Source organism: Shinella zoogloeoides (genome assembly GCF_003574625.1).
Lineage (GTDB): Bacteria > Pseudomonadota > Alphaproteobacteria > Rhizobiales > Rhizobiaceae > Shinella > Shinella zoogloeoides_A.
In genome coordinates, this window is the sequence record NZ_QNUJ01000019.1 from 1 (window position 1) to 24,808 (window position 24,808).

The 24,808-nt window shown below is 64.0% G+C and carries 27 protein-coding genes; 5 read left to right on the forward strand and 22 right to left on the reverse strand.

All coding sequences use genetic code 11. The annotated features are described in order from the left end of the window. Window positions 1-93: 93 nt before the first annotated feature. The 14 genes from lpxB to DSD28_RS25410 all read right to left on the reverse strand — a co-directional run bounded on the left by lpxB (window position 94) and on the right by DSD28_RS25410 (window position 14,466). Window positions 94-1,269 (reverse strand): lipid-A-disaccharide synthase, encoded by a 1,176-nt coding sequence (gene lpxB / locus DSD28_RS25345; protein WP_119259247.1) that lies wholly within the window; start codon window positions 1,267-1,269, stop codon window positions 94-96. 5 nt (window positions 1,270-1,274) lie between these two features. Further along, on the reverse strand, window positions 1,275-2,144 hold the full coding sequence (locus DSD28_RS25350; RefSeq protein ID WP_119259217.1) for an LpxI family protein: 870 nt from the start codon (window positions 2,142-2,144) through the stop codon (window positions 1,275-1,277). Window positions 2,145-2,149: 5 nt separating this feature from the next. Beyond that, window positions 2,150-2,965 carry an acyl-ACP--UDP-N-acetylglucosamine O-acyltransferase gene (lpxA, locus tag DSD28_RS25355; RefSeq protein ID WP_162911556.1) on the reverse strand — a complete coding sequence of 272 codons (816 nt, stop codon included), beginning with the start codon at window positions 2,963-2,965 and terminating at the stop codon, window positions 2,150-2,152. After that, window positions 2,962-3,429, reverse strand: coding sequence for a 3-hydroxyacyl-ACP dehydratase FabZ (gene fabZ / locus DSD28_RS25360; protein ID WP_119259219.1), 468 nt, complete (start codon window positions 3,427-3,429; stop codon window positions 2,962-2,964). Before fabZ ends, lpxA begins: the two co-directional genes overlap by 4 nt. Continuing rightward, window positions 3,422-4,504 carry a UDP-3-O-(3-hydroxymyristoyl)glucosamine N-acyltransferase gene (gene lpxD, locus DSD28_RS25365; protein ID WP_119259220.1) on the reverse strand — a complete coding sequence of 361 codons (1,083 nt, stop codon included), beginning with the start codon at window positions 4,502-4,504 and terminating at the stop codon, window positions 3,422-3,424. Before lpxD ends, fabZ begins: the two co-directional genes overlap by 8 nt. Before the next feature lie 48 nt (window positions 4,505-4,552). Further along, window positions 4,553-6,910: an outer membrane protein assembly factor BamA gene (gene bamA, locus DSD28_RS25370; protein WP_119259248.1), complete on the reverse strand. Its 2,358-nt coding sequence runs from the start codon at window positions 6,908-6,910 to the stop codon at window positions 4,553-4,555. A 237-nt stretch (window positions 6,911-7,147) separates the two neighbouring features. Continuing rightward, complete coding sequence (gene rseP / locus DSD28_RS25375; RefSeq protein ID WP_119259221.1) at window positions 7,148-8,281, reverse strand: RIP metalloprotease RseP; 1,134 nt, start codon at window positions 8,279-8,281, stop codon at window positions 7,148-7,150. Between the two features lie 25 nt (window positions 8,282-8,306). Continuing rightward, complete coding sequence (locus DSD28_RS25380) at window positions 8,307-9,140, reverse strand: phosphatidate cytidylyltransferase (RefSeq protein WP_119259222.1); 834 nt, start codon at window positions 9,138-9,140, stop codon at window positions 8,307-8,309. Next, the gene (locus DSD28_RS25385) at window positions 9,140-9,886 is read right to left on the reverse strand and encodes an isoprenyl transferase (RefSeq protein ID WP_119259223.1); all 747 of its coding nucleotides are present in this window, start codon (window positions 9,884-9,886) and stop codon (window positions 9,140-9,142) included. The genes DSD28_RS25380 and DSD28_RS25385 overlap by 1 nt, the downstream gene beginning before the upstream one ends. A gap of 42 nt (window positions 9,887-9,928) precedes the next feature. Next, entirely contained in the window at window positions 9,929-10,489 is a 561-nt protein-coding gene (gene frr / locus DSD28_RS25390) for a ribosome recycling factor (RefSeq protein WP_119259224.1), read from the reverse strand. A 57-nt stretch (window positions 10,490-10,546) separates the two neighbouring features. Continuing rightward, on the reverse strand, window positions 10,547-11,269 hold the full coding sequence (gene pyrH / locus DSD28_RS25395) for a UMP kinase (protein ID WP_119259225.1): 723 nt from the start codon (window positions 11,267-11,269) through the stop codon (window positions 10,547-10,549). A 187-nt stretch (window positions 11,270-11,456) separates the two neighbouring features. Continuing rightward, the gene (tsf, locus tag DSD28_RS25400; protein WP_119259226.1) at window positions 11,457-12,383 is read right to left on the reverse strand and encodes a translation elongation factor Ts; all 927 of its coding nucleotides are present in this window, start codon (window positions 12,381-12,383) and stop codon (window positions 11,457-11,459) included. A gap of 242 nt (window positions 12,384-12,625) precedes the next feature. Beyond that, window positions 12,626-13,387 carry a 30S ribosomal protein S2 gene (gene rpsB, locus DSD28_RS25405; RefSeq protein ID WP_119259227.1) on the reverse strand — a complete coding sequence of 254 codons (762 nt, stop codon included), beginning with the start codon at window positions 13,385-13,387 and terminating at the stop codon, window positions 12,626-12,628. A 251-nt stretch (window positions 13,388-13,638) separates the two neighbouring features. Beyond that, window positions 13,639-14,466, reverse strand: a complete 828-nt coding sequence (locus DSD28_RS25410; RefSeq protein WP_119259228.1) for a cell envelope integrity EipB family protein — start codon at window positions 14,464-14,466, stop codon at window positions 13,639-13,641. 146 nt (window positions 14,467-14,612) lie between these two features. Here DSD28_RS25410 and DSD28_RS25415 point away from each other — a divergent pair, with 146 nt between their 5' ends. Genes DSD28_RS25415 through DSD28_RS25430 form a run of 4 tightly spaced genes read left to right on the forward strand, consistent with a single transcriptional unit; the run spans window position 14,613 to window position 17,438 of the window. Further along, window positions 14,613-15,077, forward strand: a complete 465-nt coding sequence (locus tag DSD28_RS25415) for a RidA family protein (protein ID WP_119259229.1) — start codon at window positions 14,613-14,615, stop codon at window positions 15,075-15,077. Next, window positions 15,077-15,802 (forward strand): glycerophosphodiester phosphodiesterase, encoded by a 726-nt coding sequence (locus DSD28_RS25420; RefSeq protein WP_119259230.1) that lies wholly within the window; start codon window positions 15,077-15,079, stop codon window positions 15,800-15,802. Before DSD28_RS25415 ends, DSD28_RS25420 begins: the two co-directional genes overlap by 1 nt. Before the next feature lies 1 nt (window position 15,803). Next, window positions 15,804-16,997: a GNAT family N-acetyltransferase gene (locus tag DSD28_RS25425; RefSeq protein WP_119259231.1), complete on the forward strand. Its 1,194-nt coding sequence runs from the start codon at window positions 15,804-15,806 to the stop codon at window positions 16,995-16,997. A gap of 18 nt (window positions 16,998-17,015) precedes the next feature. Then, window positions 17,016-17,438, forward strand: coding sequence for an HIT family protein (locus DSD28_RS25430; protein ID WP_119259232.1), 423 nt, complete (start codon window positions 17,016-17,018; stop codon window positions 17,436-17,438). A gap of 12 nt (window positions 17,439-17,450) precedes the next feature. Here DSD28_RS25430 and DSD28_RS25435 read toward each other — a convergent pair whose 3' ends face one another. The 8 genes from DSD28_RS25435 to DSD28_RS25470 all read right to left on the reverse strand — a co-directional run bounded on the left by DSD28_RS25435 (window position 17,451) and on the right by DSD28_RS25470 (window position 24,376). Next, the gene (locus tag DSD28_RS25435) at window positions 17,451-17,795 is read right to left on the reverse strand and encodes an AzlD domain-containing protein (RefSeq protein ID WP_119259233.1); all 345 of its coding nucleotides are present in this window, start codon (window positions 17,793-17,795) and stop codon (window positions 17,451-17,453) included. Continuing rightward, window positions 17,792-18,526 carry an AzlC family ABC transporter permease gene (locus DSD28_RS25440; RefSeq protein ID WP_119259234.1) on the reverse strand — a complete coding sequence of 245 codons (735 nt, stop codon included), beginning with the start codon at window positions 18,524-18,526 and terminating at the stop codon, window positions 17,792-17,794. The genes DSD28_RS25435 and DSD28_RS25440 overlap by 4 nt, the downstream gene beginning before the upstream one ends. A gap of 67 nt (window positions 18,527-18,593) precedes the next feature. Next, window positions 18,594-21,101 (reverse strand): ATP-dependent Clp protease ATP-binding subunit ClpA, encoded by a 2,508-nt coding sequence (clpA, locus tag DSD28_RS25445; RefSeq protein ID WP_119259235.1) that lies wholly within the window; start codon window positions 21,099-21,101, stop codon window positions 18,594-18,596. Window positions 21,102-21,110: 9 nt separating this feature from the next. Continuing rightward, on the reverse strand, window positions 21,111-21,461 hold the full coding sequence (clpS, locus tag DSD28_RS25450; RefSeq protein ID WP_119259236.1) for an ATP-dependent Clp protease adapter ClpS: 351 nt from the start codon (window positions 21,459-21,461) through the stop codon (window positions 21,111-21,113). A 261-nt stretch (window positions 21,462-21,722) separates the two neighbouring features. Continuing rightward, window positions 21,723-22,076: a phasin family protein gene (locus DSD28_RS25455; protein ID WP_119259237.1), complete on the reverse strand. Its 354-nt coding sequence runs from the start codon at window positions 22,074-22,076 to the stop codon at window positions 21,723-21,725. Window positions 22,077-22,323: 247 nt separating this feature from the next. Next, window positions 22,324-22,527 carry a DUF3126 family protein gene (locus tag DSD28_RS25460; RefSeq protein ID WP_119259238.1) on the reverse strand — a complete coding sequence of 68 codons (204 nt, stop codon included), beginning with the start codon at window positions 22,525-22,527 and terminating at the stop codon, window positions 22,324-22,326. A gap of 139 nt (window positions 22,528-22,666) precedes the next feature. Beyond that, complete coding sequence (gene cysE, locus DSD28_RS25465) at window positions 22,667-23,500, reverse strand: serine O-acetyltransferase (RefSeq protein ID WP_119259239.1); 834 nt, start codon at window positions 23,498-23,500, stop codon at window positions 22,667-22,669. 90 nt (window positions 23,501-23,590) lie between these two features. Further along, a complete protein-coding gene (locus tag DSD28_RS25470) occupies window positions 23,591-24,376 on the reverse strand; it encodes an alpha/beta fold hydrolase (RefSeq protein WP_119259240.1) in 786 nt (261 codons plus the stop codon). Window positions 24,377-24,540: 164 nt separating this feature from the next. Between DSD28_RS25470 and DSD28_RS25475 the strand changes: the two genes are divergently transcribed. Then, the gene (locus DSD28_RS25475; protein ID WP_119259241.1) at window positions 24,541-24,789 is read left to right on the forward strand and encodes a zinc-finger domain-containing protein; all 249 of its coding nucleotides are present in this window, start codon (window positions 24,541-24,543) and stop codon (window positions 24,787-24,789) included. Window positions 24,790-24,808 lie beyond the last annotated feature (19 nt).

Genomic DNA, 24,808 nt, shown 5'->3' on the forward strand with positions numbered 1-24,808 from the left:
GCCGGGAAAGGTCGCAATCGTCGCCGTCATGCGCAAGATGATCGTCATTCTCAACGCCAGAATGCGAGAGTATAGAGCAACGGCGCTTGACGCCTAACACCGTTGCTTTTTCTTTGCGAGAAGATCGAGGATCACCGCCGCTCCGGTCTCTCCGGGCGGCCGCTCCGTCTGCATGCGCGCGTGGACGAGGTCGTAGCCTTCCAGCATGGCGCGCCGCTCCGTCGTGTCGGCCGAAAGCCGCTCAAACCAGCGCGTCAGCACGCCCGGGCGCACCTGCTCGTTGAGATATTCCGGCACGACGGCATAGTCGGCGATGAGGTTGGGAATGGCAGCCGTCCAGACCTTCACCCTGCGCAGGAAGATATTGGCGATCCAGTCGAAGCGGTAGGTGGAGACGACCGGCACGCGGGCGAGCGCGAGCTCCAGGATGACCGTTCCCGACGCGGCGATCGCCGCATCGGCGTTGGCGAAGGCCTGCCACTTCTCTTCCGTCGTTATTGTGATCTGCGGCGGGCTCGACCAGTCCGCCGTCAGGCGCCGGACCAGCGCCTCCTGCCGCGGCACGGTGGGCAGCAGAAAGCGCATGCCGGCGTTCCGCGCCGAAAGCTCCGCCGCCATCTCCCCGAAGACCGGCAGCAGGCGGCTGATCTCCGTGCTGCGCGAGCCGGGCAGCAGCAGACAGGTTTTCCCGCCGGCCTCGCCGGTGCTGCGCGCAAGGCGCGCCGCGCGTACCCGCTGGACCTCCGCGTCGCCGATCAGCCGGTGGCCGACATAGGTGGTGACCGGGCCGCCGAGCCGCTCCATCGCCGCCGGCTCGAAAGGCAGCAGCGCCAGCACGCGGTCGACATAGGCGCGCATGCGCGGCGCCCGCTCTTCCTTCCAGGCCCAGACGCTGGGGCAGACATAGTTGACCACCGGAATATCCGGCAAGGCCTTGCGCACGCGCCGTGCGACACGATGGGTGAAATCCGGGCTGTCGATGATGACGAGCAGATCCGGCCGGGCTGCGACAAGCGCGTCCGCCGTCTGGCGGATGCGGCGCAGCAGCGACGGCAGGCGCTTCAGCACCTGCGAAATGCCCATGATGGAGAGTTCGGAGAAATCGAACAGCGATTTCAACCCCTGCCGCTCCAGCGCCTCCCCGCCGACGCCGACGAGCTCAATTCTGCCGTCATGGGCCGTGCGCAGCGCCGCGATCAGGTCGCCGCCGAGAAGGTCTCCGGAAACTTCCCCGGCGATGATGCCGACCTTGATCGTTTCTGCGGTCATTGCCTTCACTCCGATCTTTCCGGCAGGATGCCCGTCACGAAGAGACCGCCGGCATCCGCCTCCGCGACAAGCGCCTCGCGTTCCAAGATCAGCGAGCGGCCCGCCTCGACGGCGATGCCGGCAAGCCCGGCCTCCTTTGCCCGCCGCAGCGTTTCAAGGCCGATCGACGGCAGGTCGGCCCTCAGATCCTGCCCCGGCTTGCAGAGCTTGACGAGAACGCCCCTGCGGCGCTGCGAAATGCGGCCGGCGGCGCGAAGCTGCGCCACGCGCTCCAGCATGCCGTCCGTGCCCTCGGCGCCTTCCAAGGCCACCACGCGGCCGCCCACAGCGACAGCGCCCTGCCCCACGTCGAGCCGGCCGAGCGCCAGGGCCGCCATGGCCGCGGCCGTGATGTCCGCCTCGGCCGCCGCATCCGGCTTAATGCCGCCGAGCGGCCCTTCGCTGCCGAGAAGGTCCGGCACGATTTCATGCGCGCCGACGACCCGCACCCCTTCCGACTCGATCAGCCGGATGACCATCTTCAGAACGGCGTCGTCGCCGCCCTTCAGCAGCGTGCGGACGACGGACGGCACGGCGAGCAGTGCCTTGAAGGGCGCATGGATATCGCGCCATTCCGGCCGGCGGCGCACCCAGCCCGACAGCACGGCGCGGCCGATGCCGTGCCGGCGAAAGGCATTGCCGATGCCGGCATAGTTCCCGATGGAAATGACCTCATGGTCGAAGCCCGACCAGTCCTCGCCCGATTCGTTGGTGAGAGCGAGGATATAGGGGCTTTCCCCCCGCGCGCGGGCCGCATCCGCGACATAGCGCGGCAGCATGCCGCCGCCGGCGATAATGGCCAGCCGGTCGCGCGCTTCGGGCCGGCTCTCAGCCATGCCGGTCAGCCCTTGCCCCGGTTGGGAGAAGAAAGTGCGCGGTCGCTTTCGGCCGCGATGAAATCGAGGATCTGCATGACGGGAACGCTGTTCGCATACTCATTGCGGATGGCCGCCGCATTGACGCGGATCGAGCCCTCGCCCTCGAAAATCTGCTTGAAGGCGCGGCGAACCTCGTGGATCGTCGCCTTTTCCATGCCCGCACGCGCCATGCCGACGACATTGAGGCCGCCCAGGATTCCGGGATTGCCGTTCAGCATGCCATAGGGAATGACGTCGTAGGATACGGCCGAAAGGCCGCCGATAAAGGCCTGGCGGCCAATGCGGGTGAACTGGTGCACGGCCGAGCCGCCGCCGAGAATGACGCGATCCTCGACCTTCACATGGCCCGCCAGCATGACGTTGTTCGACAGGATGATGTGGTCGCCGAGAATACAGTCGTGCGCGACATGCGAATTGGCGAGGAAGAGATTGTGGTTGCCCACAACCGTCCTGCCGCCGCCTTCGGTCGTGCCGGCATTCATGGTCACGCCTTCGCGGATGACACACATCTCGCCCACATCGAGCGTCGTCTCGGCACCATCATGGTGCACGCTCTGCGGATCGCCGCCGATGACGGCATTGGGGAAGATGCGCGTGCCGCGGCCGATGACGGTGCGTCCCGTCACCACCACATGCGTCAGAAGCTCCACATCATCCTTGAGAACGACCTTGGGCCCGACATGGCAGAAGGGACCGACGACGACGTTCTCACCGATGACCGCTCCGTCCTCGATGACGGAGAGCGGATGGATCTTCGCACTGGCGGCAATCATTTTCAGGCATCTTCCTTTTTCACGATCATCGCGCCGATATCAGCTTCGGCGGCAAGTTGCCCGTCAACTTTTGCGTCGCAGTGAAACTTCCAGATATTGCCGCGCTGCTTCTGCTTGGTGACGTGGAATTCCACGCGGTCCCCCGGCACGACCGGCTTGCGGAAGCGGGCATTGTCGATCGTCATGAAGTAGACGAGGTTCGAGCCGGTACCGGCCTTGCGCGCGCAGATCGCGCCGGCCGTCTGGGCCATGCCCTCGACGAGCAGCACGCCCGGCATGATCGGATGGTCGGGGAAATGGCCCATGAAATGCGGCTCGTTCACCGTGACGTTCTTGATGCCGACAGCCGAATCGTCCCCATCGATCTCGATGATCTTGTCGACCATCAGAAAAGGATAGCGATGGGGAAGAAGCTTCAGGATCTCGCGCAGGTCGGCCACGCCGAGCGTTGTCTTGGTCTCGTCACTCATCCTTGCCACCCTTCTTTTTTTCACGAGCGCCCTTTTCACGGGCATTGGCACGCATGGCCATCTCCGCCACGTCGCGCAGGAAATCGCGCATGGGACGCGCGGGAATACCGCCATATTTCTCGCCGGGGGGAATGTCGCCCACCACGCCGCTCATCGCGGCGATCTGCACGCCGTCGCCGATGCTGATATGGCCGTTGATGCCGGAGGCACCGCCGATCATGACGCCGTCGCCGATCCGCGTGCTGCCGGCGATGCCGACCTTGCTGACGATGCCGCAATGCCGGCCGATGCGCACATTGTGGCCGACCTGGACCTGGTTGTCGATCTTGGTGCCCTCGCCGATCACCGTATCGTCCATCGTGCCGCGGTCGATCGTCGTGTTCGCGCCGATCTCGACATGGTCCTGGATGATGACGCGGCCGATCTGAACGATCTTGATCATGCCCGGCTTGAGGCCCGGCGCGTAGCCGAAGCCGTCCTGGCCGATGCGGGCGCCCGGATGGATGATGACATTGTTACCGACGAGCGCGCACTGGAGTGTCGCGCCGGCGGCAATCGTACAGTTGCGGCCGATCCTGACGCCCGGCCCGATGATGGCCCCCGGTCCGATCTGCGTACCCTCGCCGATCTCCGCCCCCTTGCCGATCACCGCCATGGGCTCGACCGTCACATCGGCTTCAAGCCGCGCCGTCGGATCGACATAGGCGCCAGCGGCAACGCCGCTCGCAGCCGAGGTCATCGCCTCCGGACGCATGGCGACCGGATGCAGCAACTCACCGGCAATGGCGAAGGCGGTATGCGGGCGAGCAGAAACCAGAACGGCAATATGCGCCGGTATCAGCGATACCAGCGCGCGATCACAAAGGATCGCCGTCGCCTCGCTCGTCTCCAGCTCGGCGCGAATCTTGCGGGAAAGGATATAGCAGAGATCGCCGCCCTTCGCCCGGCCGACGGGCGACACGCTGCGGACGACACGGTCGGCATGCGCAGCATCGGCAAGCTCCGCCCCAAGCGTTACCGCCAGGTCTCCCAGACGAATGCCGTCATGGGGCGGAAAGAACCAGTTATGCTCCATCGTGGCACTCCAGAACGTTCATGGTCTCACGGTTCTGGACGCGATACGTCAGAACTGGGTCGCGATGCCGAACTTGAAGCGCTGGACCTCGTCGAACTCTTCCTTCTTGATCGGAACCGCATAGTCGAAACGCAGCGGACCGAACGGCGAAGCCCAGATGATGCTGGCGCCGACGGAAGCGCGGAGGCTCATGCTGGTGCCCCAGACATTATCGCCGCCCGTCTTCACATCGTTACCGTAAAGCGTGCCCGCATCCGCGAAGACTGCGCCACGGAAACCGGAGTCACGCGGAACCAGCGGCAACGGGAATGAGGCTTCCGCGGAGACCGTGAAATAGGTCGTGCCGCCAATCGAATCCCTGTTCCCCGTACCAGTGGTCTGCCTTGCCCTCGGGCCTATACCAGCGGATTCAAAGCCACGAACGTCAGCTGCCGAAAGCGTGAACTGGTCGTAGACCTTCGTGTCGCCGAAGCCCCACATATGGCCGCCGCCGACAGCGATCGATCCGATCACGTCCGCATCTTCCAACAGGGTATGGAAATAGCGCGCCTTACCCGTGATCTTGTAAAATTCCGAATCCCCGCCGAGGCCAGCAAATTCCTGCGTAACCTGCGCAAAGATACCGTCGCGCGGCAACGTGCGATCATCGATCGTGTCGAAAGTCAGAGTATGGGAGAGCGAAGAACGAACCCATGGGCCACCCTTAACAACATCCCAATAAGGCGACGAAAGCCTCGGATCATCAACTGGCAAGCCCGCGTCCGCGCTGTAATCCAGCTTCGTATAGTTGTACTTGAACGTCGTCGACAGATCTTCGGTGATCGGAGCCGTTACGCGAAGGGTGAACCCCTGCGAATCCAGATCATAAAAATCTTCGCTCTTGTCTTCATGTTTGAAGATGTCGAAGCCCGCAGCAAGGCGGTAGCCGAGGAAATACGGCTCCGTGAAGGACAGGCTGTAGTCGCGCGAATCCGCACCGCCGCCGGCGGCAATACGAATATACTGGCCGCGGCCGAGGAAGTTCTTCTCCTCGATGGAGGCTTCGAGCTTGAAGCCGCCGTCATTGCCAGTCTCGTAACCGGCGCCGATACCGAACGAGCCGGTCGACTGGTCCTGAACGTCGACGATCAGCACGACGCGGTCAGCTTCGCTGCCGGGTGCCGTGGTGATGTTGACGGAGGAGAAGTAGCCGAGAGCCTCGAGGCGGCGCTTGGCGCGCGTAACGACTTCCTGGTTGAAGGCGTCGCCTTCACCGATATCGAACTCGCGGCGGATGACGTAGTCGCGCGTGCGGGTGTTGCCGCGGATCTCGATGCGCTCGACATAGGCGCGCTCACCCTGGTCTACGAGATAGTCGACGGCGATCGTGCCGTTGCCGAGGTCGCGGTTACCGCGCGGCGTGACGCGGGCGAACGGATAGCCCTTCGCCGCGACGCGCTGCGAAATTTCGGACATCGTGTCCTGGACGTCCTTGGCGCGGTATACCTTGCCCGGACGGGATTCGATGAGACCCTTCAACTCGTCGGAGTCGAGGCCTTCGACCGTCGATTCGACGTTCACGTCGCCGAAGTTGTAGCGCTGACCTTCCTCGACCGTGAAGGTCACGACATATTCGTTCGACGCTTCATCGAGAACGGCTTCCGAGGAAACGACACGGAAGTCGGCATAGCCGTTGTTGAAGTAGAACTGACGCAGCGCCTCTTCGTCGGCGCGCAGCTTCTCCTGGCTGTAGACGTCCTTACGGGTCAGGAACGACAGGAAGTTCGACTTCTTGGTCAGGATGACGGAACGCAGGCGGCCATTGCTGTAGGCCTGATTGCCGACGAAATTGATCTGCGAGATCTTCGTGCGATCGCCTTCATCGACGACGAAGGCAAGGTTCACGCGGCCATTGCCGAGCGGATAGGTCTGCGTCGTGACGGTGGCATCGCTGCGGCCGATCGCGGCATAGGCATCGCGGATCGCCTGCTTGTCGGCTTCGATCGTCGTCTCGTTGTACGGGCCGAGCGAGCGCGAGCGGATGACGCCCTGCAGCTTGTCGTCCTTGATCTTGCGGTTGCCGTTGATGACGACTTCGTTGATCAGCTGGTTTTCGTTGACGACCACGACGAGCGTGCCGCCGGAAACCGAGATCCGAACATCCGAGAAGTAGCCGGTCGCATAGAGGCGGCGCACCGAGTCGTCGATGTCGGCATTGGAGAAGGCCTTGCCGGGCTTGATCGCAAGGTTTGCCTTGACCGTCTCGGCGCTGACGCGATCGGCACCCTGGACCTGAATGTTCCGGACGACGGCCGCCTGGGCAGCAGTGGCAGAAACCAGCGTGGCAACAGAGCCGCCCGTGACAACCAGACTCGCCGACAGTGCAACGGCAGACACGGCGTTCAAGAAGTTTGAACCAGCTTTCATCTTCACAACTTACCTTCGTTTTATCGCCCGGCAGGCATGCCCGATTCCGGACACGTTTGCCGTTTTAACCGCTTTTGCCATACAAGCAAGGTCACGCGTTAATTTCTGTTTACTTCAATTCAAACCGTGGCCCGAAGGCCACTAAATGCTTTTGAACACGGTAAACAGACCGTTAGCGCGACTGCCTCTACGATGCGGCTCCCCTTGATTCCAGTCCCGTCCGGCGGCGCCGGCTCCTCAGCCGAGCAGCATGGATATGTCGTTCCAGGTCGCAAAGACCATCAGCATGAGCACCAGCGCCATGCCGATGCGGAATGCGATCTCCTGCGCCCCGGGGCCGACAGGCCTGCCTCGGACAGCCTCCACCGCATAGAACATCAGATGGCCGCCATCAAGTACCGGCACGGGCATCAGGTTCAAAAGTCCAATGGAAACAGAGAGGACCGCGGCAAGCTGCAGCAATGCGGCAACACCGAGCGTCGCCATCTGGCCCGAAGCCTGCGCCACGCGGATCGGCCCGCCGAGCTGATCGGCCTTCATGCGCCCCGTCACGAGGTTCGAGATGTAGTCGAACGTGCCCGTCACGATATGCCAGCTCTGCACGACGCCCTGCCCGACCGCCTCGATCGGCCCGTACTCCACGATCCGGAAATTGCCGGCTTCCTGGTTGGTGACGATGCCGATCAGGCCCAGCTCGACCTTGTTGCCGAACTGGTCGGTGATCTCGGTGCGCTTGGGCACCATCGGCAGGTCGATATCCGCGCCGGCCCGCCGCACGGTGACGGTGATCTTCAGCTCGGGACGCACGCTGACATAGCGGCGGACGTCATCGAAGGTGGTGACCGGCATTCCGTCCAGCGCGACGAGAAGGTCGCCGGGCTGCACGCCCGCCTCCGCCGCCGCGCTGTCGGGACGGACTTCCGCGACGACCGGGTCGGCGACCTGGCGGCCGTAGATGGCGAACATCACCGCGAAGATGGCGATGGCGAGGACGAAATTGGCGATCGGGCCGGCGGCGACGGTTACCGCCCTTTTCCACAGGGCCGCGCCAAGGAACGTGCGCTTGCGCACCTCCTCCGGCAGGCCGGCGACGGACTTGTAATCGGGAATCGATGCCGGATCGTCATCTCCGAGGAACTTCACATAGCCGCCGAGCGGAATGGCAGAGAGCTTCCAGCGCGTGCCGTGCCGGTCGGTGAAGCCGAGGAGCTCCGGCCCGAAGCCCACGGAAAAGGCGGTGATGCCGATGCCCGACCAGCGGCCGGCAAGATAGTGCCCCATCTCGTGCACGAAGACGATCAGCGTCAGCACGAGCAGGAACGGAACGATATAGCCCGTCAAGAAACCAAGGGAGCCAGCCAGCATTTCCATTGTTCCAGTCCCAAGTCCCTGGCCGTCACGGGCCGAAAAGAATGACGCCCGCCGGCGTGTTCGCGGCGCTCGAAACGATGGCATCGCCGAGCGCAATGAGGAACGCGGCGAAGCAGGCGAAAACAAGGCCGTCGACCCGGTCCATGACGCCGCCATGTCCCGGAATGAGGCGGCTCGAGTCCTTCACGCCGAAGCGGCGCTTGATGAAGGATTCGAAGAGGTCGCCGATCTGGCTGAAGACCGAAAGCACCAGCGCGATGACCGGCACCCAGAGCCCGTCCAGCGAGAAGAAGGCCATATGCAGCAACGTGCCGGCGATCACGGCCGAAATCGCCCCGCCGATGGCGCCCGACCAGGTCTTGCCCGGTGAGATCGATGGCGCGAGCTTCGGCCCGCCGATGGCCCGGCCGACGAAATAGGCAAGGATATCCGTCGCCCACACGACGGCGAAGATGAAGAGCATGGCTGCAAAGCCATGCGCGGTATCGCCGCGGATCGCGGCGAGAGAAATCACCGTAAGGCCGGAATAGGCGACGCCGCCCGCGAGCCAGTTGCTTCCCTGGCTTGCCAGCGCATAGACGATCGCGAGCACGGCCGCCCCGAGAAGCACCGGCAGCGCCAGTTCATCGAAGGCGAAGACGACGAGCGCGGCGACCAGCGCGACGGAGAGCCAGCCGAAGGCGTTGGCGCGGAAATCCCTTTCGGCGAGCCGCGTCATCGTCGACCATTCGTAGTAGACGAGAAGCCCGATGGCGGCCGCCAGCACGCGGAAGGCAAGCCCGCCGAGCCAGGTTGCAGCGAGCACGACGATGGCAAGGACGATGCCGGAAAGGATGCGCAGGCGCAGTTCACTCTGCATCAGGAACCTACTGCAAGGGTGGCGGCAGGTTGGAGCCCGCCGAACCGGCGCTCCCGCATGGCATAGCGGGAAAGCGCGGCGATGAAGGTCTCGCGCGAAAAATCGGGCCAGAATTCGGGAACGAACATGAGCTCGGCATAGGCGGCCTGCCAGAGCAGGAAATTCGACAGCCGCTCCTCCCCGCTGGTGCGGATGACGAGGTCGGGATCGGGAATGCCGACGGTATCGAGGGAGGCGCCGATGCGCTCGGGCGTGATCGCCGCCGCATCGAGCCGGCCGGCCGCGACCTCGCCGGCAAGGTGCTGCACGGCGCGGGCAATCTCGTCGCGCGCACCGTAGTTGAAGGCGATCACCAGCGTGATGCCGGTATTGGCGCGTGTGGTCTCCTCCGCCTCCAGGAGAAGCGGCAGGATATCACCGGAAAGGTTCGTCCGGTCGCCGATGACGCGGATGCGCACATTCTGCTTATGCAGGGTGGCAAGGTCACGCCGGATGAAGGTCTTCAGCAGCCCCATGAGGTCGGAGACCTCGCTTTGCGGACGGCTCCAGTTCTCCGAAGAGAAGGCGAAGAGCGTGAGATAGGAAATACCGCATTCGGCCGCCGTCTTCACGGCCTCGCGCACGGCTTCCACGCCCTTGCGGTGCCCCATGGCGCGCGGCAGGCCGCGCGCATTCGCCCAGCGTCCGTTGCCATCCATGATGATGGCGACGTGTGCCGGTACGGTGCTGGGCGAAAGCTGGTTCATGGGCAATCCGGTGAGAAGAATGAATGCAGGTGGCCGGCGGCCTTATACCTGCATGATTTCCTTTTCCTTCTCGGCAAGCAAGCGATCGACGTCCAAAATCACCTCGTCCGTCATCTTCTGCACCTTTTCCGACTGGCTGCGGCTCATATCCTGGCCGATATCGCCGTCCTTTTCGGCTTTCTTGAGGTCGTCCATGCCGTCGCGGCGGACGTGACGGATCGCGACCTTGGCCTTCTCGGCATAGTCATGCGCGACCTTGACGAGCGACTTGCGGCGCTCTTCGTTGAGTTCGGGCAGCGGAATGCGCAGGTTCTGGCCGTCGATGATCGGATTGAGGCCGAGATTGGATTCGCGGATGCCACGCTCGACGGCGCCGACCATGCCCTTGTCCCAGACGGAGACCGACAGCATGCGGGGCTCGGGAACGGAGATGTTGGCGACCTGGTTCAGCGGCACGCGCGAACCGTAGGCCTCGACCTGCACCGGGTCGAGCACGTTAGCCGAGGCGCGGCCGGTGCGCAGCGATGCGATGTCGTTCTTGAACGCGCTGATCGCACCGTCCATGCGGCGCTTCAGCTCTTTAAGGTCGATACCTTCACTCATCGGAATACTCCCGTTTTCAGTCGTGGCTGCACGCAATGGGCGTGCACGCTTCCAGAATCAGTTGTCGGTTACGATGGTACCGCGTCCGCCGCCGGTCAATATTTCGGCAAATCCGCCCTTTTCATGGATGGAGAACACGATGATCGGAATGGAATTCTCCCGCGCCAGCGCGACGGCGGCGACGTCCATGACGGCAAGGCCCTTTTCCAGCACTTCGCTGTGGGTCAGACGGTCGAAGCGGGTGGCGTTCGGGTCCTTCTTCGGGTCGGCGGAATAGATGCCGTCAACCTGCGTGCCCTTGAAGATCGCCTCGGCGCCCATTTCGGCGGCGCGGAGCGCGGCGGCCGAGTCGGTCGTGAAGAACGGGTTGCCCGTGCCGCCGGCGAAAATCACCACACGGCCGAGCGAGAGGTGATGGAGCGTCGCGCGCTGCGAGAAGCTCTCGCAGATCTCCGGCATGGCGATGGCCGAGAGGACGACGGTGTCGATGTCGAGCTTGCGCAGAGAGGTCGCCAGCGCCAGCGCGTTGATGACGGTCGCCAGCATGCCCATGTGGTCGCCGGTGACACGGTCGCCGCCCTTGGAGGCGACGGCGACGCCGCGGAAGATATTGCCCCCGCCGACGACGACGCCGACTTCGACGCCGAGGGCGCGGGCCTCGGCGATGTCGGAGGCGATGCGGTCGGCGACGGCGACGTCGATGCCGAAGCCCTGCGATCCCATCAGCGCCTCGCCGGAGGCTTTCAGCAGAACACGTTTGTAGATTGGCTTGGCAGTCATTGTCGCTCCTGAACTCGTGCGCCTGCTCGCCCGATCCGGCCGCCGGGCGGAAACCGAGGGAGGGTCCGCACAGGGCAGCCTTGGCCGCAGAGAAATTTCGGGGCAGGCATTTCGGCAAGCCGGATACACGAAGGGCGCCGCGTTGTCACGCGGCGCCCTCACCTTTTCCCAAACGGGATTAAGGAAATCAGCCCTTGGCGGCTGCTGCAACTTCGGCGGCGAAGTCCGACTCTTCCTTCTCGACGCCTTCGCCGAGCAGGAGGCGGGCCATGCCCGTGACTTCGATCGGCGCGCCGACGGTCTTTTCAGCTTCCTTGACGGCAGCACCGACCGTGAGGTCGGGGTTCATGACGAAGGCCTGCGACAGCAGGGCGACTTCCTCGAAGAACTTGCGCATGCGGCCTTCGACCATCTTCTCGATGATGTTGTCCGGCTTGCCGGAAGCGCGGGACTGCTCGATGAAGACGTTGCGTTCGCGTTCGGCAACGGCGGCATCGACTTCCTCGGCGCGGATGGCGAGCGGAGCCGTTGCAGCAATGTGCATGGCGACCTGGCGGCCGATGGCGTTCAGGGCTTCCTTGTCGCCGGTCGACTTCAGCGCGACGAGAACGCCGAGCTTGCCGAGGCCGTCAGCGGCGGCATTGTGGATGTAGGTCGCGACGACGCCGTCTTCGACCGACAGGGCAGCCGAGCGGCGCAGGTTCATGTTCTCGCCGATGGTGGCGACGGCGTCCTTGATGGTGTCGGTAACCGACTTGCCGGTTGCCGGGTAGATGGCGGCGCCAACGGCTTCGACGGTACCGTCGGTGCCGAGCGCAACGTCGGCAACGCCGCGAACCATGCCCTGGAAGGCATCGTTGCGGGCGACGAAGTCGGTCTCGGAATTGACTTCGACGACGACGGCCTTGGTGCCGGCGCTTGCAACGCCGATGAGGCCTTCGGCAGCCGTACGGCCCGACTTCTTGTCGGCCTTGGCGATGCCCTTGGCGCGCAGCCAGTCGATTGCCGCTTCGATGTCGCCGTTGTTCTCAGCCAGCGCCTTCTTGCAGTCCATCATGCCTGCGCCGGACTTTTCGCGCAGTTCCTTCACCAGTGCAGCGGTGATTTCAGCCATTGTGAGCCTCTTGTCGGTTCTTGTTGCGTGTCGCCGGAAAACCTCGGCGAACTCAAGGTTTTGGGAACGAATGTACCCGGAAATATGACAGGGTGATGAAGATCACCGCCGGCCTGCCGCGTGACCGCGACCCGATGGATCGGCGCGGACAGGCCCTTCAAACAGGCCGAGGCCAGGGATCGTCTCTCTGGCCTCGGTCGAACAGGAAAGCGGGAGCGAAAGGCTTCGCTCCGCCCTTGGCCTTAAGCTTCGGCTTCGAGAGCCGGCTCGACCGGAGCTTCGGCGGAGGCGCCGAGGTCACGGCCCGAAGCGCCCTGCTGGCGGGCGATGCCGTCGATGGCAGCGCGGGCGATCAGGTCGCAGTAGAGGGCGATGGCGCGCGAGGCGTCGTCGTTGCCGGGGATCGGGAAGTCGATCGGATCCGGGTCGCAGTTCGAGTCGATGATGGCAACGACCGGGATGCCGAGACGCTTGGCTTCCTGGATCGCGATCGATTCCTTGTTGGTGTCGATGATGAACATCAGGTCCGGGGTGCCGCCCATGTCGCGGATACCGCCGAGAGCCTTTTCAAGCTTCTCGCGCTCGCGCTCGAGGGTCAGGCGTTCCTTCTTGGAATAGCCGGAGCCTTCCGAGGACAGGATCTCGTCGAGCTTGCGCAGGCGCTGGATCGAGTTGGAGATCGTCTTCCAGTTCGTCAGCATGCCGCCGAGCCAGCGGGAGTTGACGTAGTACTGGGCCGAACGCTTGGCAGCATCGGCGATGATCTCGGATGCCTGGCGCTTCGTGCCGACGAAGAGAACGCGGCCGCCGCCGGCTACCGTGTCGGACACGACCTGAAGGGCGCGCGACAGCAGCGGAACGGTCTGTGCCAGGTCGATGATGTGAACGTTGTTGCGGTCGCCGAAGATGTACGGCTTCATCTTCGGGTTCCAGCGGTGGGTCTGGTGGCCGAAGTGAACGCCGGCTTCCAGAAGCTGGCGCATAGAGAAATCGGGCAATGCCATGCCTAGTTATCCTTTTCCGGTTGAACCTCCGCAAGGCGAACAGCACTTCCTTCGGAAATGCCACCGGGCGGAAAGGCCCGGATTTCTCCCGGACGATCCCATGCCTCACGTGTGGAATGAGCGGCCCTTTAACCGCAGTTTCCCGGCAAATCAAGGGCAATGGGGGAAAAATGCGTTTGGCGCGCCCATTTTGCCCCTCATCCAGCCTGCCGGGAGTTAGAGTGAGGGGCAAGCCAGGACATTGAACGCCCCTACTTGCACTCCTGCTGCTTGAACAGCTCCAGCTTTGCGAGCTTGCCGGTCAGCGAGAACTCGCCGTAATCCATGGTGAGGTCGCGCGTGATGCCGTTCTCGTAGAGCTTGAAGGACATGCGGTAGACCGGCAGCGCGTCGCCCTCGCTGGTGTCGTTGTAATAGGCGATGGAGACCGGCCAGAAAGCCTCCCTGGCGAAGACGCCCGCCTTGTCGGCGTCGGGGTCTCCGGCCTTCGGCATTTCCTTCTTGCCGACGACGGAGGTGGTCATCAGCGTCTTGTCGCCCGAATCCGAACCGTCATAGATGCGCGATTCGAAGAAGTGCTCGCCTTTCCTCGCATGCGCGATCACCTCCACCATGTGCTCGGTCGGAAAGCGGCTGGCGGCGAGCTCCAGCTTCCTGGCGTCCGGCGCGGTCAGGTCGACGCTGACACCCTTCTTGTCCTCGCGCGCCGTGCCGCGCACTTCCTTGTCCAGCTTCTCGTCGGTGAAGGAGCGGGTCAGGAAGCGGAAGCTGCCGTTCTTCAGGTCCTCGTAGGTGGTCGTCTGCTGGTCCGTGAGCCGCGTCTCGTCGCCGGTATTGACCTGCGTGACGAAGCGGAAGCTCACCGTGTAGCCGTCGCAGGGGCTGCCGTTGAACTCGTAGACCATGCGGCCGTACATGCCGGCGATGCCCGAACGCTCGGTCGCATCCTTGAGCTGGAGGTCGTAGACGGCGCGATGCGGCGCAAGCCCGCTCGCCGGATTGGCAAGGGCGTCGGTAATGCCGCTGCCGGCGAAGCATGCCCCGGCTGTGAGCGCCGCGACAAAGGCTGAACGAAACATCCGTTTCCTCCTGTTGAAACCGACGGCGATGTTATAAGAACTCTTCCGGCAAAAGCGAGGCAATATCCACGCCTTGCCATATTCATTTCCCACAGTGCGGCATACCCCGCCGCAACGCCCCTCAAGAGCCCGGAACGGAGACCGCAATGTCCGCTGAAATCGAAAACCGCGTCAAGGAACTGGGCTACGACATCCCCGTTGCGGCGGCGCCCGCGGCCAACTACGTGCCCTTCGTCATCAGCGGCAATATGCTCCACATTTCCGGCCAGTTGCCGATGCTGGACGGCAAGCTCGCCTATACCGGCCATCTCGGCAGGAATGTCGACGTCCCGGCCGGCCAGAAGGCAGCGGAACTGTGCGCCCTCGGCCTCCTCGCCCAGGCCAAGGCCGCGCTCGGCGACCTCTCGCGCATCAGGCGCATCGTCAAGATCAACGGCTTCGTCGCCTCCGCGCCCGATTTCGTCGAGCAGCATCTCGTCATCAACGGCGCGTCCAACTTCCTCGTCGGCGCGCTCGGCGATGCCGGCAAACATGCCCGCGCCGCCGTCGGCATGGCCTCCCTCCCCCTCAACGCCGCCGTCGAGATCGACGCGATCATGGAAATCGCCTGATGTCCAAGTTCAACTGGCTGACCGAACGGCCCATCGCCCACCGCGGTTATCACGATCTCAACCGGAACGTCTGGGAAAACACGCTCTCGGCCTTCGCCCGCGCCGCCGATGCCGGCTTTTCCATCGAATGCGACCTGCAATATTCGGCCGATGCCATTCCGGTCGTCTTCCATGACGACAACCTGAAGCGCCTCTGCGGCATCGACGGCGACGTGCGCCAGCGCACCGCCGCCGAGCTCGGCCTGCTGACCATCGGCGGCACGGCGGATCGCATCCCGACGCTCCGCCAGCTCCTCGACCTTGTGAAGGGTCGCGTGCCCATCGTGCTGGAGCTGAAGGGCCGCAAGGGCGACGACGACGGCTTCGCCATGGCCGTGCTCGACGCCACCGAGGACTACGAAGGCCCCATCGCCCTGATGAGCTTCGACCAATGGCTGCTGCAGGACCTCAAAGCGATCGGCACCAACCGGCCCGTCGGCCTGACGGCGGAAGGCCAGCGCCCGGAGAATTTCGCCGTGCACGAGGAGGCGATGCAGCTCGGGCTCGACTTCATCTCCTATTACTATGGCCACCTGCCGAACGCCTTCATCAGCCGCCAGCGCGACCTCGGCGTGAAGATCATCACCTGGACCGTGCACGACGACGAAGCGCGCACGATCACGGCCAACAACGCGGACCAGATGACCTTCGAGGGCTTCGATCCGCGCGAGCCGCTGACCGCCTGACATGACGGAGGCGGTGCGCATCCGTATCGAAACGAGCTTCGCCGATATCCAGGCGGAGGACTGGGGGCGCCTTGCCGGCGCCTCCAGGGGCGATGCGCGCGCACCCTACAATCCCTTCGTCAGCCATGCCTTCCTGTCTTCGCTGGAAGAATCGGGCTGTGCCGTTGCCGAGACCGGCTGGCTCGGCCAGCACCTGCTGCTGGAGGGTGAGGACGGCGCGTTGCGCGGCGCCCTGCCCGTCTATCTCAAGAGCCACAGCCAGGGCGAATATGTCTTCGACCACGGCTGGGCCGACGCCTTCGAGCGCGCCGGCGGGCGCTACTATCCGAAGCTCCAGGCCGCCATTCCCTTCACGCCCGCAACCGGCCCCCGCCTGCTTCACCGCACGGGCGAACCCGTCGTGGAAACGCAGGCAGCGCTCGCCGAGGGCCTGAAGGAACTGACCCGGCGGCATGGGGCCTCCTCCGCCCATGCGACCTTCGTGCCGGAGACGGAAATGCCGGTCTTCGAGGCCGCCGGCTATCTGCACCGCACCGACCAGCAGTTCCATTTCATCAATGCCGGCTACGGCGCCTATGGGGATTTCCTCGAAACGCTCGCCTCCCGCAAGCGCAAGGCGCTGAAGAAGGAGCGCCGGGCGGCGCTGGAGCACGGCATCGAGATCGACTGGCTGACCGGCAGCGACCTGACCGAAGATATCTGGGACCAGTTCTTCGCCTTCTACATGGATACCGGCAGCCGCAAATGGGGCCGGCCCTATCTCAACCGCCGCTTCTACAGCCTGATCGGCGAGCGCATGGCGGACGACATCCTGCTGGTCATGGCACGGCGCGAGGGCCGCTACATCGCCGGCGCGATCAACTTCATCGGCGGCGACACACTCTATGGCCGCCACTGGGGCTGCATCGAGGATCACCCCTTCCTGCATTTCGAGGTCTGCTACCACCAGGCCATCGACTTCGCGATCGAGAAGCGGCTCACTCGCGTCGAGGCCGGCGCGCAGGGCGAGCACAAGCTGGCGCGCGGCTACCTGCCCGTCACCACCCATTCCGCCCATTACATCGCCCATGCCGGCCTTCGCCGCGCCGTTGCCGACTATCTCGAACGCGAGCGGCAAGATGTCGAGATGATGGGCGACTATCTTGCCGAACACGGCCCTTTCCGCCGTGGCGAAAACCACGACGACACCGACTGACCTGACCGGGAGACCAGCATGACCGCCTACGACCCCAACAACATCTTCGCGAAGATCCTGCGCGGCGAGATCCCCTCGCACCGCGTCTACGAGGACGAGCACGCCATCGCCTTCATGGATGTCATGCCGCAGGCCAACGGCCACACCCTCGTCATCCCCAAGACGCCTTCGCGCAACATCCTCGATGCGGACCCGCAGACCCTCGCCCGCCTCATGCCTGTCGTGCAGAAGGTGGCGGTCGCCGCGAAGGAGGCATTCGAGGCGGACGGCGTGACGGTCATCCAGTTCAACGAGCCGGCCGCCGGCCAGACCGTCTATCACCTGCACTTCCACGTCATCCCGCGCATCGAGGGCCTGCCGCTCAAACCCCATTCCGGCACGATGGAAGACCAGGGCGTGCTGACCGCCAATGCGGAAAAGCTGCGCAACGCGCTGACGTGACCGCCCGCGCCGTCAGGCGCCGAGAAGTGCAAGCCCCGCGGCCAGGAAGGCCATGGCCGCGGCAATGCCGAGGATCTGCCGGAAGCGGCCGCCGAAGAAGAATGCGGCCGCACCGAAGGCCACCGCGCCCAGCCGCAGCCAGAGCGGCGAGCTCGTGAGCGTACCGGTCGGAAAGAAGATCATCTTGGCGATGACGGCCGCCACCAGCGCCGTCGCCACCGCCCGCACCCAGTTCAAAAGCTCGGAGCGCTCGTCGATGCGGTTGCCGACGAGAACGCCGGCCCAGCGCCAGAAATCGGTCGCGAGCCAGCCGGCGACGGCGATGTAGACATAGGGCCAATATCCCTCGAAACTCATCGGAGCGCCTCCCGCCGGCGCAGCATGCGCTCGCCCCACCATGCCAGCGTGCCGCCGACGATGCCGGCAAGCAGGATGTCGTACTCCGGCGCGATCACCGCGAAGAGCCAGCCGAGCGCAAGGCCGATGCCGAGCGCCCAGTAGATCACGCGATGGCGCGCGGAAATCCAGATCGAGGTGAGGAAATAGACCGGCGTCAGAAAGAACAGGCAGCCGGAGACGAGCGGAGGAAATTCCGACACGGCGCCATAGACGAGGCCGACGAGCACGATATTGGTCGTGGTCAGCGTTATGCCGAAGCCGGCGAAGAAGGCGAGCCGGCCGGCGCGCGGCACGTCGCGCACCCTCTCCATCGCAAAGACCCAGGCCGTGATGGCGACGAAATGGGAAACGAGCAGCAGAAGCCAGGTCGGCGTGCGGCTGGTGCGGATCTCCGGCACCAGCGAGGCCACCATCGGCATCATCCGCACGGAAGAGAGCGTGACGGCGATGAAGGCCGTCGCGATATGCGCGCCCGACAGCATCGAGCCGACGAGGATGACCTTGGCCGGCAGCGCCCAGATGATGCCCGTCATGAACATCACCTGCCCGACCGGGATCTTCGCCTCCGCCGTGAAGGCGGCGAAGCCGACGAAGGAGAGCATCAGGATGATGGCCGGCAGGCTGAAAAGGCCGCGCATGCCGAGAAGGAACCAGTGCATCTGGGATTGAGGTTCTGCCCCGGCGGTCATTCGAATCTCTTGCTGCAAAAAGAAAGCCGGGCAGTTTCCTGCCCGGCCGGTACGATTTGTAAAGCCGTTATTTCTTGCGCGGCACCTTCGGAACCGTGCCGGACTTGCGCGGCGGCTCGTCCTTCGGCTCCGTGGCCTTGGCCTCTGCCGCCTTCTTCGGCGAGCGCGCCTTGGCCGGCGCTGCCTCGGCGGCGACGGTTTCCTTCGCCTTGCGCGGCTTTGCCTTCTTGGCGGCGGCCTCCTCGATCTCGGCCTTCGGCTTGATCGGCGCGGTCTCCGGCACGGCGTCGAGGATCAGGCCCTTCGAGCCGTCTTCCTTGGTGCCGACGGAGACGCGGACGACGCCGCCCTTCTTGAGCTTGCCGAAGAGGATTTCGTCGGCGAGCTTCTTCTTGATGTTCTCCTGGATGACGCGAGCCAGCGGACGAGCGCCCATCTTCTCGTCGTAACCCTTCTCTGCCAGCCAGGCGATCGCCTCGGACTGAAGGTCGAAGGTGACGTTGCGCTCGGCAAGCTGGGTTTCCAGCTGCATGACGAACTTCTGCACGACCTGATGGATGACCGGCGTCGGCAGCGAGCCGAACGGGATGATCGCATCGAGGCGGTTGCGGAATTCCGGCGTGAACAGGCGGTTGATCGCCTCCATGTCCTCGCCCTCGCGCTTGGACGAGCCGAAGCCGATGGCGGCCTTGGCCATGTCCGATGCGCCCGCATTGGTCGTCATGATCAGGATGACGTTGCGGAAGTCGATCTTCTTGCCGTTATGGTCGGTCAGCGAGCCGTGGTCCATGACCTGCAACAGGATGTTGTAGAGGTCCGGATGCGCCTTCTCGATCTCGTCGAGCAGCAGCACGCAATGCGGATGCTGGTCGACGCCGTCGGTCAAAAGGCCACCCTGGTCGAAGCCGACATAGCCGGGAGGTGCCCCGAGCAGGCGCGAGACCGTGTGCCGCTCCATGTATTCCGACATGTCGAAGCGCAGGAGCTCGACGCCGAGCGAGCTTGCAAGCTGCTTGGCGACTTCCGTCTTGCCGACGCCCGTGGGGCCGGAGAACAGGTAGCAGCCGATCGGCTTGTTCGGTTCGCGAAGGCCGGCGCGCGACAGCTTGATCGCCGAGGCCAGCGCCTCGATGGCGAGGTCCTGGCCATAGACGACCGAGCGCAGCTCCTTCTCGAGGTTGGCGAGCACCTGCTCGTCGTCCTTCGAGACGGTCTTCGGCGGAATGCGGGCCATGGTGGCGATCGTCGCCTCGATCTCCTTCTCGGTGATCAGCTTGCGGCGCTTGCCGGCGGGCAGCAGCATCTGGGCCGCGCCGGTCTCGTCGATCACGTCGATCGCCTTGTCCGGCAGCTTGCGGTCGTTGATGTAGCGGGCCGAAAGCTCGACGGCCGTCTTGATCGCTTCGTTGGAGTATCTCAGCTTGTGATATTCCTCGAAATAGGGCTTGAGGCCCTTCATGATCTCGATCGTGTCGTCGATGGTCGGCTCGTTCACGTCGATCTTCTGGAAGCGGCGGACGAGCGCCCGGTCCTTCTCGAAGAACTGGCGGTATTCCTTGTAGGTCGTCGAGCCGATGCAGCGGATCGCGCCGGAGGAGAGCGCCGGCTTCAGGAGGTTCGACGCGTCCATCGCGCCGCCGGAGGTTGCCCCTGCGCCGATGACCGTGTGGATCTCGTCGATGAACAGCACGGCGCCCGGATACTCTTCGAGTTCCTTGACGACCTGTTTCAGGCGCTCCTCGAAGTCGCCGCGATAGCGCGTGCCGGCGAGCAGCGTGCCCATGTCGAGCGAGAAGATCGTCGCATCGGCCAGCGCTTCCGGCACCTTGCCCTCGACGATGCGCTTGGCGAGGCCCTCGGCGATGGCCGTCTTGCCGACGCCGGGATCGCCCACATAGAGCGGGTTGTTCTTGGAGCGGCGGCAGAGCACCTGGATCGTGCGGTTGACCTCGGCATGACGGCCGATCAGCGGGTCGATCTTGCCGTTCTTCGCCTTCTCGTTGAGGTTCACGCAATAGGCCGTGAGGGCGTCCTGCTTCTTGGCGGACTCCTCCTGCTCGTTGCCACCCCGCTGCTGCTTCGGCTCGCTGTCGGCCTCCTCGCTGCCGCGGACCGTCCGCTGCTCGGTGGAGCCGGGCCGCTTGCCGATGCCGTGCGAGATGAAGTTGACGGCGTCGTAGCGCGTCATCTCCTGCTCCTGCAGGAAATAGGCGGCATGGCTCTCGCGCTCGGCGAAGATCGCGACGAGCACGTTGGCGCCGGTCACTTCCTCGCGGCCGGACGACTGGACATGGATCACCGCGCGCTGGATGACGCGCTGGAAGCCGGAGGTCGGCTTGGAATCCTCCTCGTAGCCCGTCACGAGGTTTGCGAGGTCATGGTCGACATAGTCGGTGACGGTCTTGCGCAGGACATCGAGATTGACGTTGCAGGCGCCCATCACGGCGGCCGCGTCGGCGTCGTCGATCAGCGCGAGCAGGAGATGTTCGAGCGTCGCATATTCGTGATGGCGCTCGTTCGCGTAGGTCAGTGCCTGATGGAGGGCCTTTTCAAGGCTGGCAGAAAATGTTGGCACGTTCGTTCCTCATTTCTTTTCCATGACACATTGCAACGGGTGCTGGTGCTGGCGGGAGAAATCCATCACCTGTGTCACTTTGGTTTCGGCAACCTCGTAGGTGAACACGCCACACTCGCCTACGCCGTGATTGTGCACATGCAGCATGATCCGCGTGGCCGCTTCCCGGTCCTTCTGGAAGAAACGCTCCAGAATGTGGATCACGAACTCCATGGGAGTATAATCATCGTTCAGCAGCAGGACGCGATAGAGGCTCGGCTTCTTGGTCTTTGGCTTCGTGCGGGTAATGACCGAGGTGCTGCGACCGGGAGTGTCGCCGCCCTCATCGCCATCCTGCATCCGAACCCGTCTCACTTCCATGCGTGTTCATTCCCTTGATTACAGTCGCTTGCTCCGGTGCATTCGCCCGAGGCTGCCATCTGGAACTGTTATCTAATGTCTCGACACACGATTGTAAGACCCCTGCTTCGCACTGCAATCATAATCGCGGGCCATCCGAAGGAAATAGCGAAATTTGGCTCCGCTGCGTCAGCCTCGCGCAATCCCGGAACGCGGGAAGGCCGGCCGCGGTTGCCCGCAGCCGGCCCGTAAACGCTATGCGCGTAAGACTTTACCGGTCGATCAGGCCGCGACGGCAGCCTTGGCAGCGGCGGTCGCCTTGGCAACCGGCGCCTCGTAGGGCTTGTAGGCGCCCTTGGCGAGATCGGCATACATTTCGCCGAGCTTGGTGGCTTCGGCGACGAAGCCTTCGTAGGAGGACTTCACAAAGGCGGTCTGCAGTTCGAGAGCGGCTTCGACGCTCTTGACGCCGCTGAGCTTCTCGAAGTGAGCGAGGCCGTCCTCGAAGGACTTCTTGGAATAGTCCGCGGTTTCGGTTGCGATGGCCTGCATGCCCTTGGCAACGGTCGTGTAGCTCTTGACGATCGTGTCAACCGCTTCCTTGTTCTTCTTGCTTGCCTCGTCGAAATTGAACATCGAAGTCTCCTTTGGATCCCGGTGAGTGGCCTGGAAACTATATGCAGCGCACAAAAAAGTCAATATCGATGCTGCAATGCAATATTCCATAAGCAAAGCAAGATGTTGCGCGATAGGTATGATCATTGCGCTTCGCAAACGGCGATTTTGTCGCAAAACGATCATGAAATGGGCCGGCAGCGCCCCAAGCGAAAAAGCCCGGCGCCAAGGGCAGCCGGGCTTTTGTCACTGCGAAACTTCCGACGGATCAAAGGTCGATGTCGAGGATCGCCATGGAGAAGTTGTAGGACAGTTCCCCGTCCTCGTCGTCGCGGAAGATGACGCCCAGGAATTCGTCGGCGAGGTAGACTTCGGCGGATTCATCCTTGCGCGGGCGGGCCTTCACGACGATCTCCTTGTTGAGATTGCGCTTGAAGTAGGCCTCGAGCTTCCTGATTTCTTCCGGCTTCACGATATGTCTCCGTAACGGTTGATTTGCCGCGCTTCTCGCACCTGCCCTCTGGCCTGTAAACCCACGAAAACGACTTTTCCCGCCCTGCCGCCTTCAGGCAACACGGATGAAAACCGCGTCGCAGGGCATCCGGGTCCGGTCACAGATCGTAGTCGAAGGCGGCGAGGAGCTGGTCCATGGCGCGCGACGGCTCGTTGCAGCCAGCCTCGCCGATGACCCTGGCCGGCACGCCCGCCACCGTCGATTTCGGCGGCACGGCCTTCAGCACCACGGAACCGGCCGCGATGCGCGAGCAACGGCCGATATGGATATTGCCGAGGATTTTTGCGCCCGCCCCGATCATCACGCCGTCGCCGATCTTCGGATGGCGGTCGCCGCCCTCCTTGCCGGTGCCGCCGAGCGTGACGTTGTGGAGGATCGAGACATTGTCGCCGATGACCGCCGTCTCGCCGACGACGAGGCCCGTCGCATGGTCGAGGAAGAAGCCCTTGCCGATGCGCGCGGCCGGATTGATGTCCGTCTGGAAGACGCTGGAGGACCGGCTCTGCACATAGAGCGAAAGGTCGCGCCGGCCCTTCTCATGCAGCCAGTGCGCCAGGCGATGGGTCTGGATGGCGTGGAAGCCCTTGAAGTAGAGCACCGCGTCGAGGAAGCGCAGGCAGGCGGGATCGCGGTCGTAGACGGCCTGGATGTCGACGCGCAGGATGCTGCCCCATTCCGGCCAGTCCTCAAGCATCTCGTCGAAGATCTGGTGAAGGAGGTTGGCCTGCAGGTCCGGATGATCGAGGCGCTCACAGACGCGGTGGATCACGCTTTCCTCGAGCGAGCGGTGGTTGAGCACCGTCGAATAGAGGAAGGCCGCCAGCAGCGGCTCGGCCTGGGCGGCCACGCGCGCTTCCTCGCGCAGGCTGTCCCAGATCGGATCCATGGCCTTGAGCTTCTCGCCGGCCCTCAGTTCGTTCGTCGCGACCATCGCCGCACTCCTTGGTGTCGTTCCGCCCGAATATAGTGCAAAGCATGCCCGAGCGGAATGGCCGCCCGCAGGTTGTCGTGAATGGCCGCCTCAGCGGCCGCCGATCTCCGCGTAGAAATCGAGGACGGCGCGCTTGAACACCTTGTCGCCGACGGCGAGCATGTGGTCGCGGCCCGGAATGTCGAGCGCGCGGGCATCCGGCATCAGCGCGGCGAGCGGCTCGGGCGCGCCGGCAATGTCGTCCTTCGTGCCGACGCCGATCAGCGCCGGCATATCGATGCGCGCCATGTCGTCAACCGTCAGGAGGTCGCGCGAGGTCATGATGCAGGCGGCGAGCGCCTGACGGTCGGATTTCGTCTGGTCGGCGAAGGCGCGGAACATGCGGCCGCGCTCATGCGTCACCACGTCGAGAGAGGGGGCCAGCAGCGCATCCGCGATGGGGTCCCAGTCGCCGACGCCCTCCACCATGCCGATGCCGAGCCCGCCGAAGACGACGGAGCGCACCCGGTCCGGATGGGCGAGCGCCAGGAAGGCGGTGAGGCGCGCGCCCATGGAATAGCCGAAGACATGCGCCTCGGAAATGCCGAGATGGTCGAGGAGCGCCGCGGCATCGCCCGCCATCAGCGGGGGCGTGTAGAGCGCCGGATCGTGCGGCTTGTCGCTCGCGCCATGGCCGCGATTGTCGATGGCGATCACCCGGTAGCCGGCATCGCCCAGCGTCTTCAACCAGCCGGGAAACACCCAGTTGACATTCGCGCTGGAGGCAAAGCCGTGGATCAGCAGCACCGGATACCCGGACGGATCGCCCTCGTCGAAGAAGGCGAGCTCGAGGCCGTCATGGGTGAAGCGGGAAAAGGGCGGGTTATCGAGGTTCATCGCGGTCCGTCTTTCGTTTCTGTCCACGCTCATAATGCCGATCGGCCGCAAGGAAAACGGCGGCTGCGGATTTCTCCTCCGGCGCGACGGTTTTGCATCTACACATTTAAGCCGAAGGCGACTATGGTCCGCGCCAGAAAAGACGCATTTCCACGGAGCATCACATGGCTGGGCACAGCATTCCCCATTTCCAGAACGACGGCGGCCACCGCACGATCGAGATCGGCGTGAAGGAATTCATGTGCGTCGGCGCTTCCGTGCCCTACGACCATCCGCACGTCTTCCTCGACATGGGCGACGACAACGAGAAGGTCTGCCCCTACTGTTCGACGCTCTACCGCTACAACCCGGCGCTGAAGGCCACCCAGACCGATCCGGTCGGCTGCACCTTCACCAACCAGGTGGCGGCGTGACGGCCGGAAGGCCGGCACT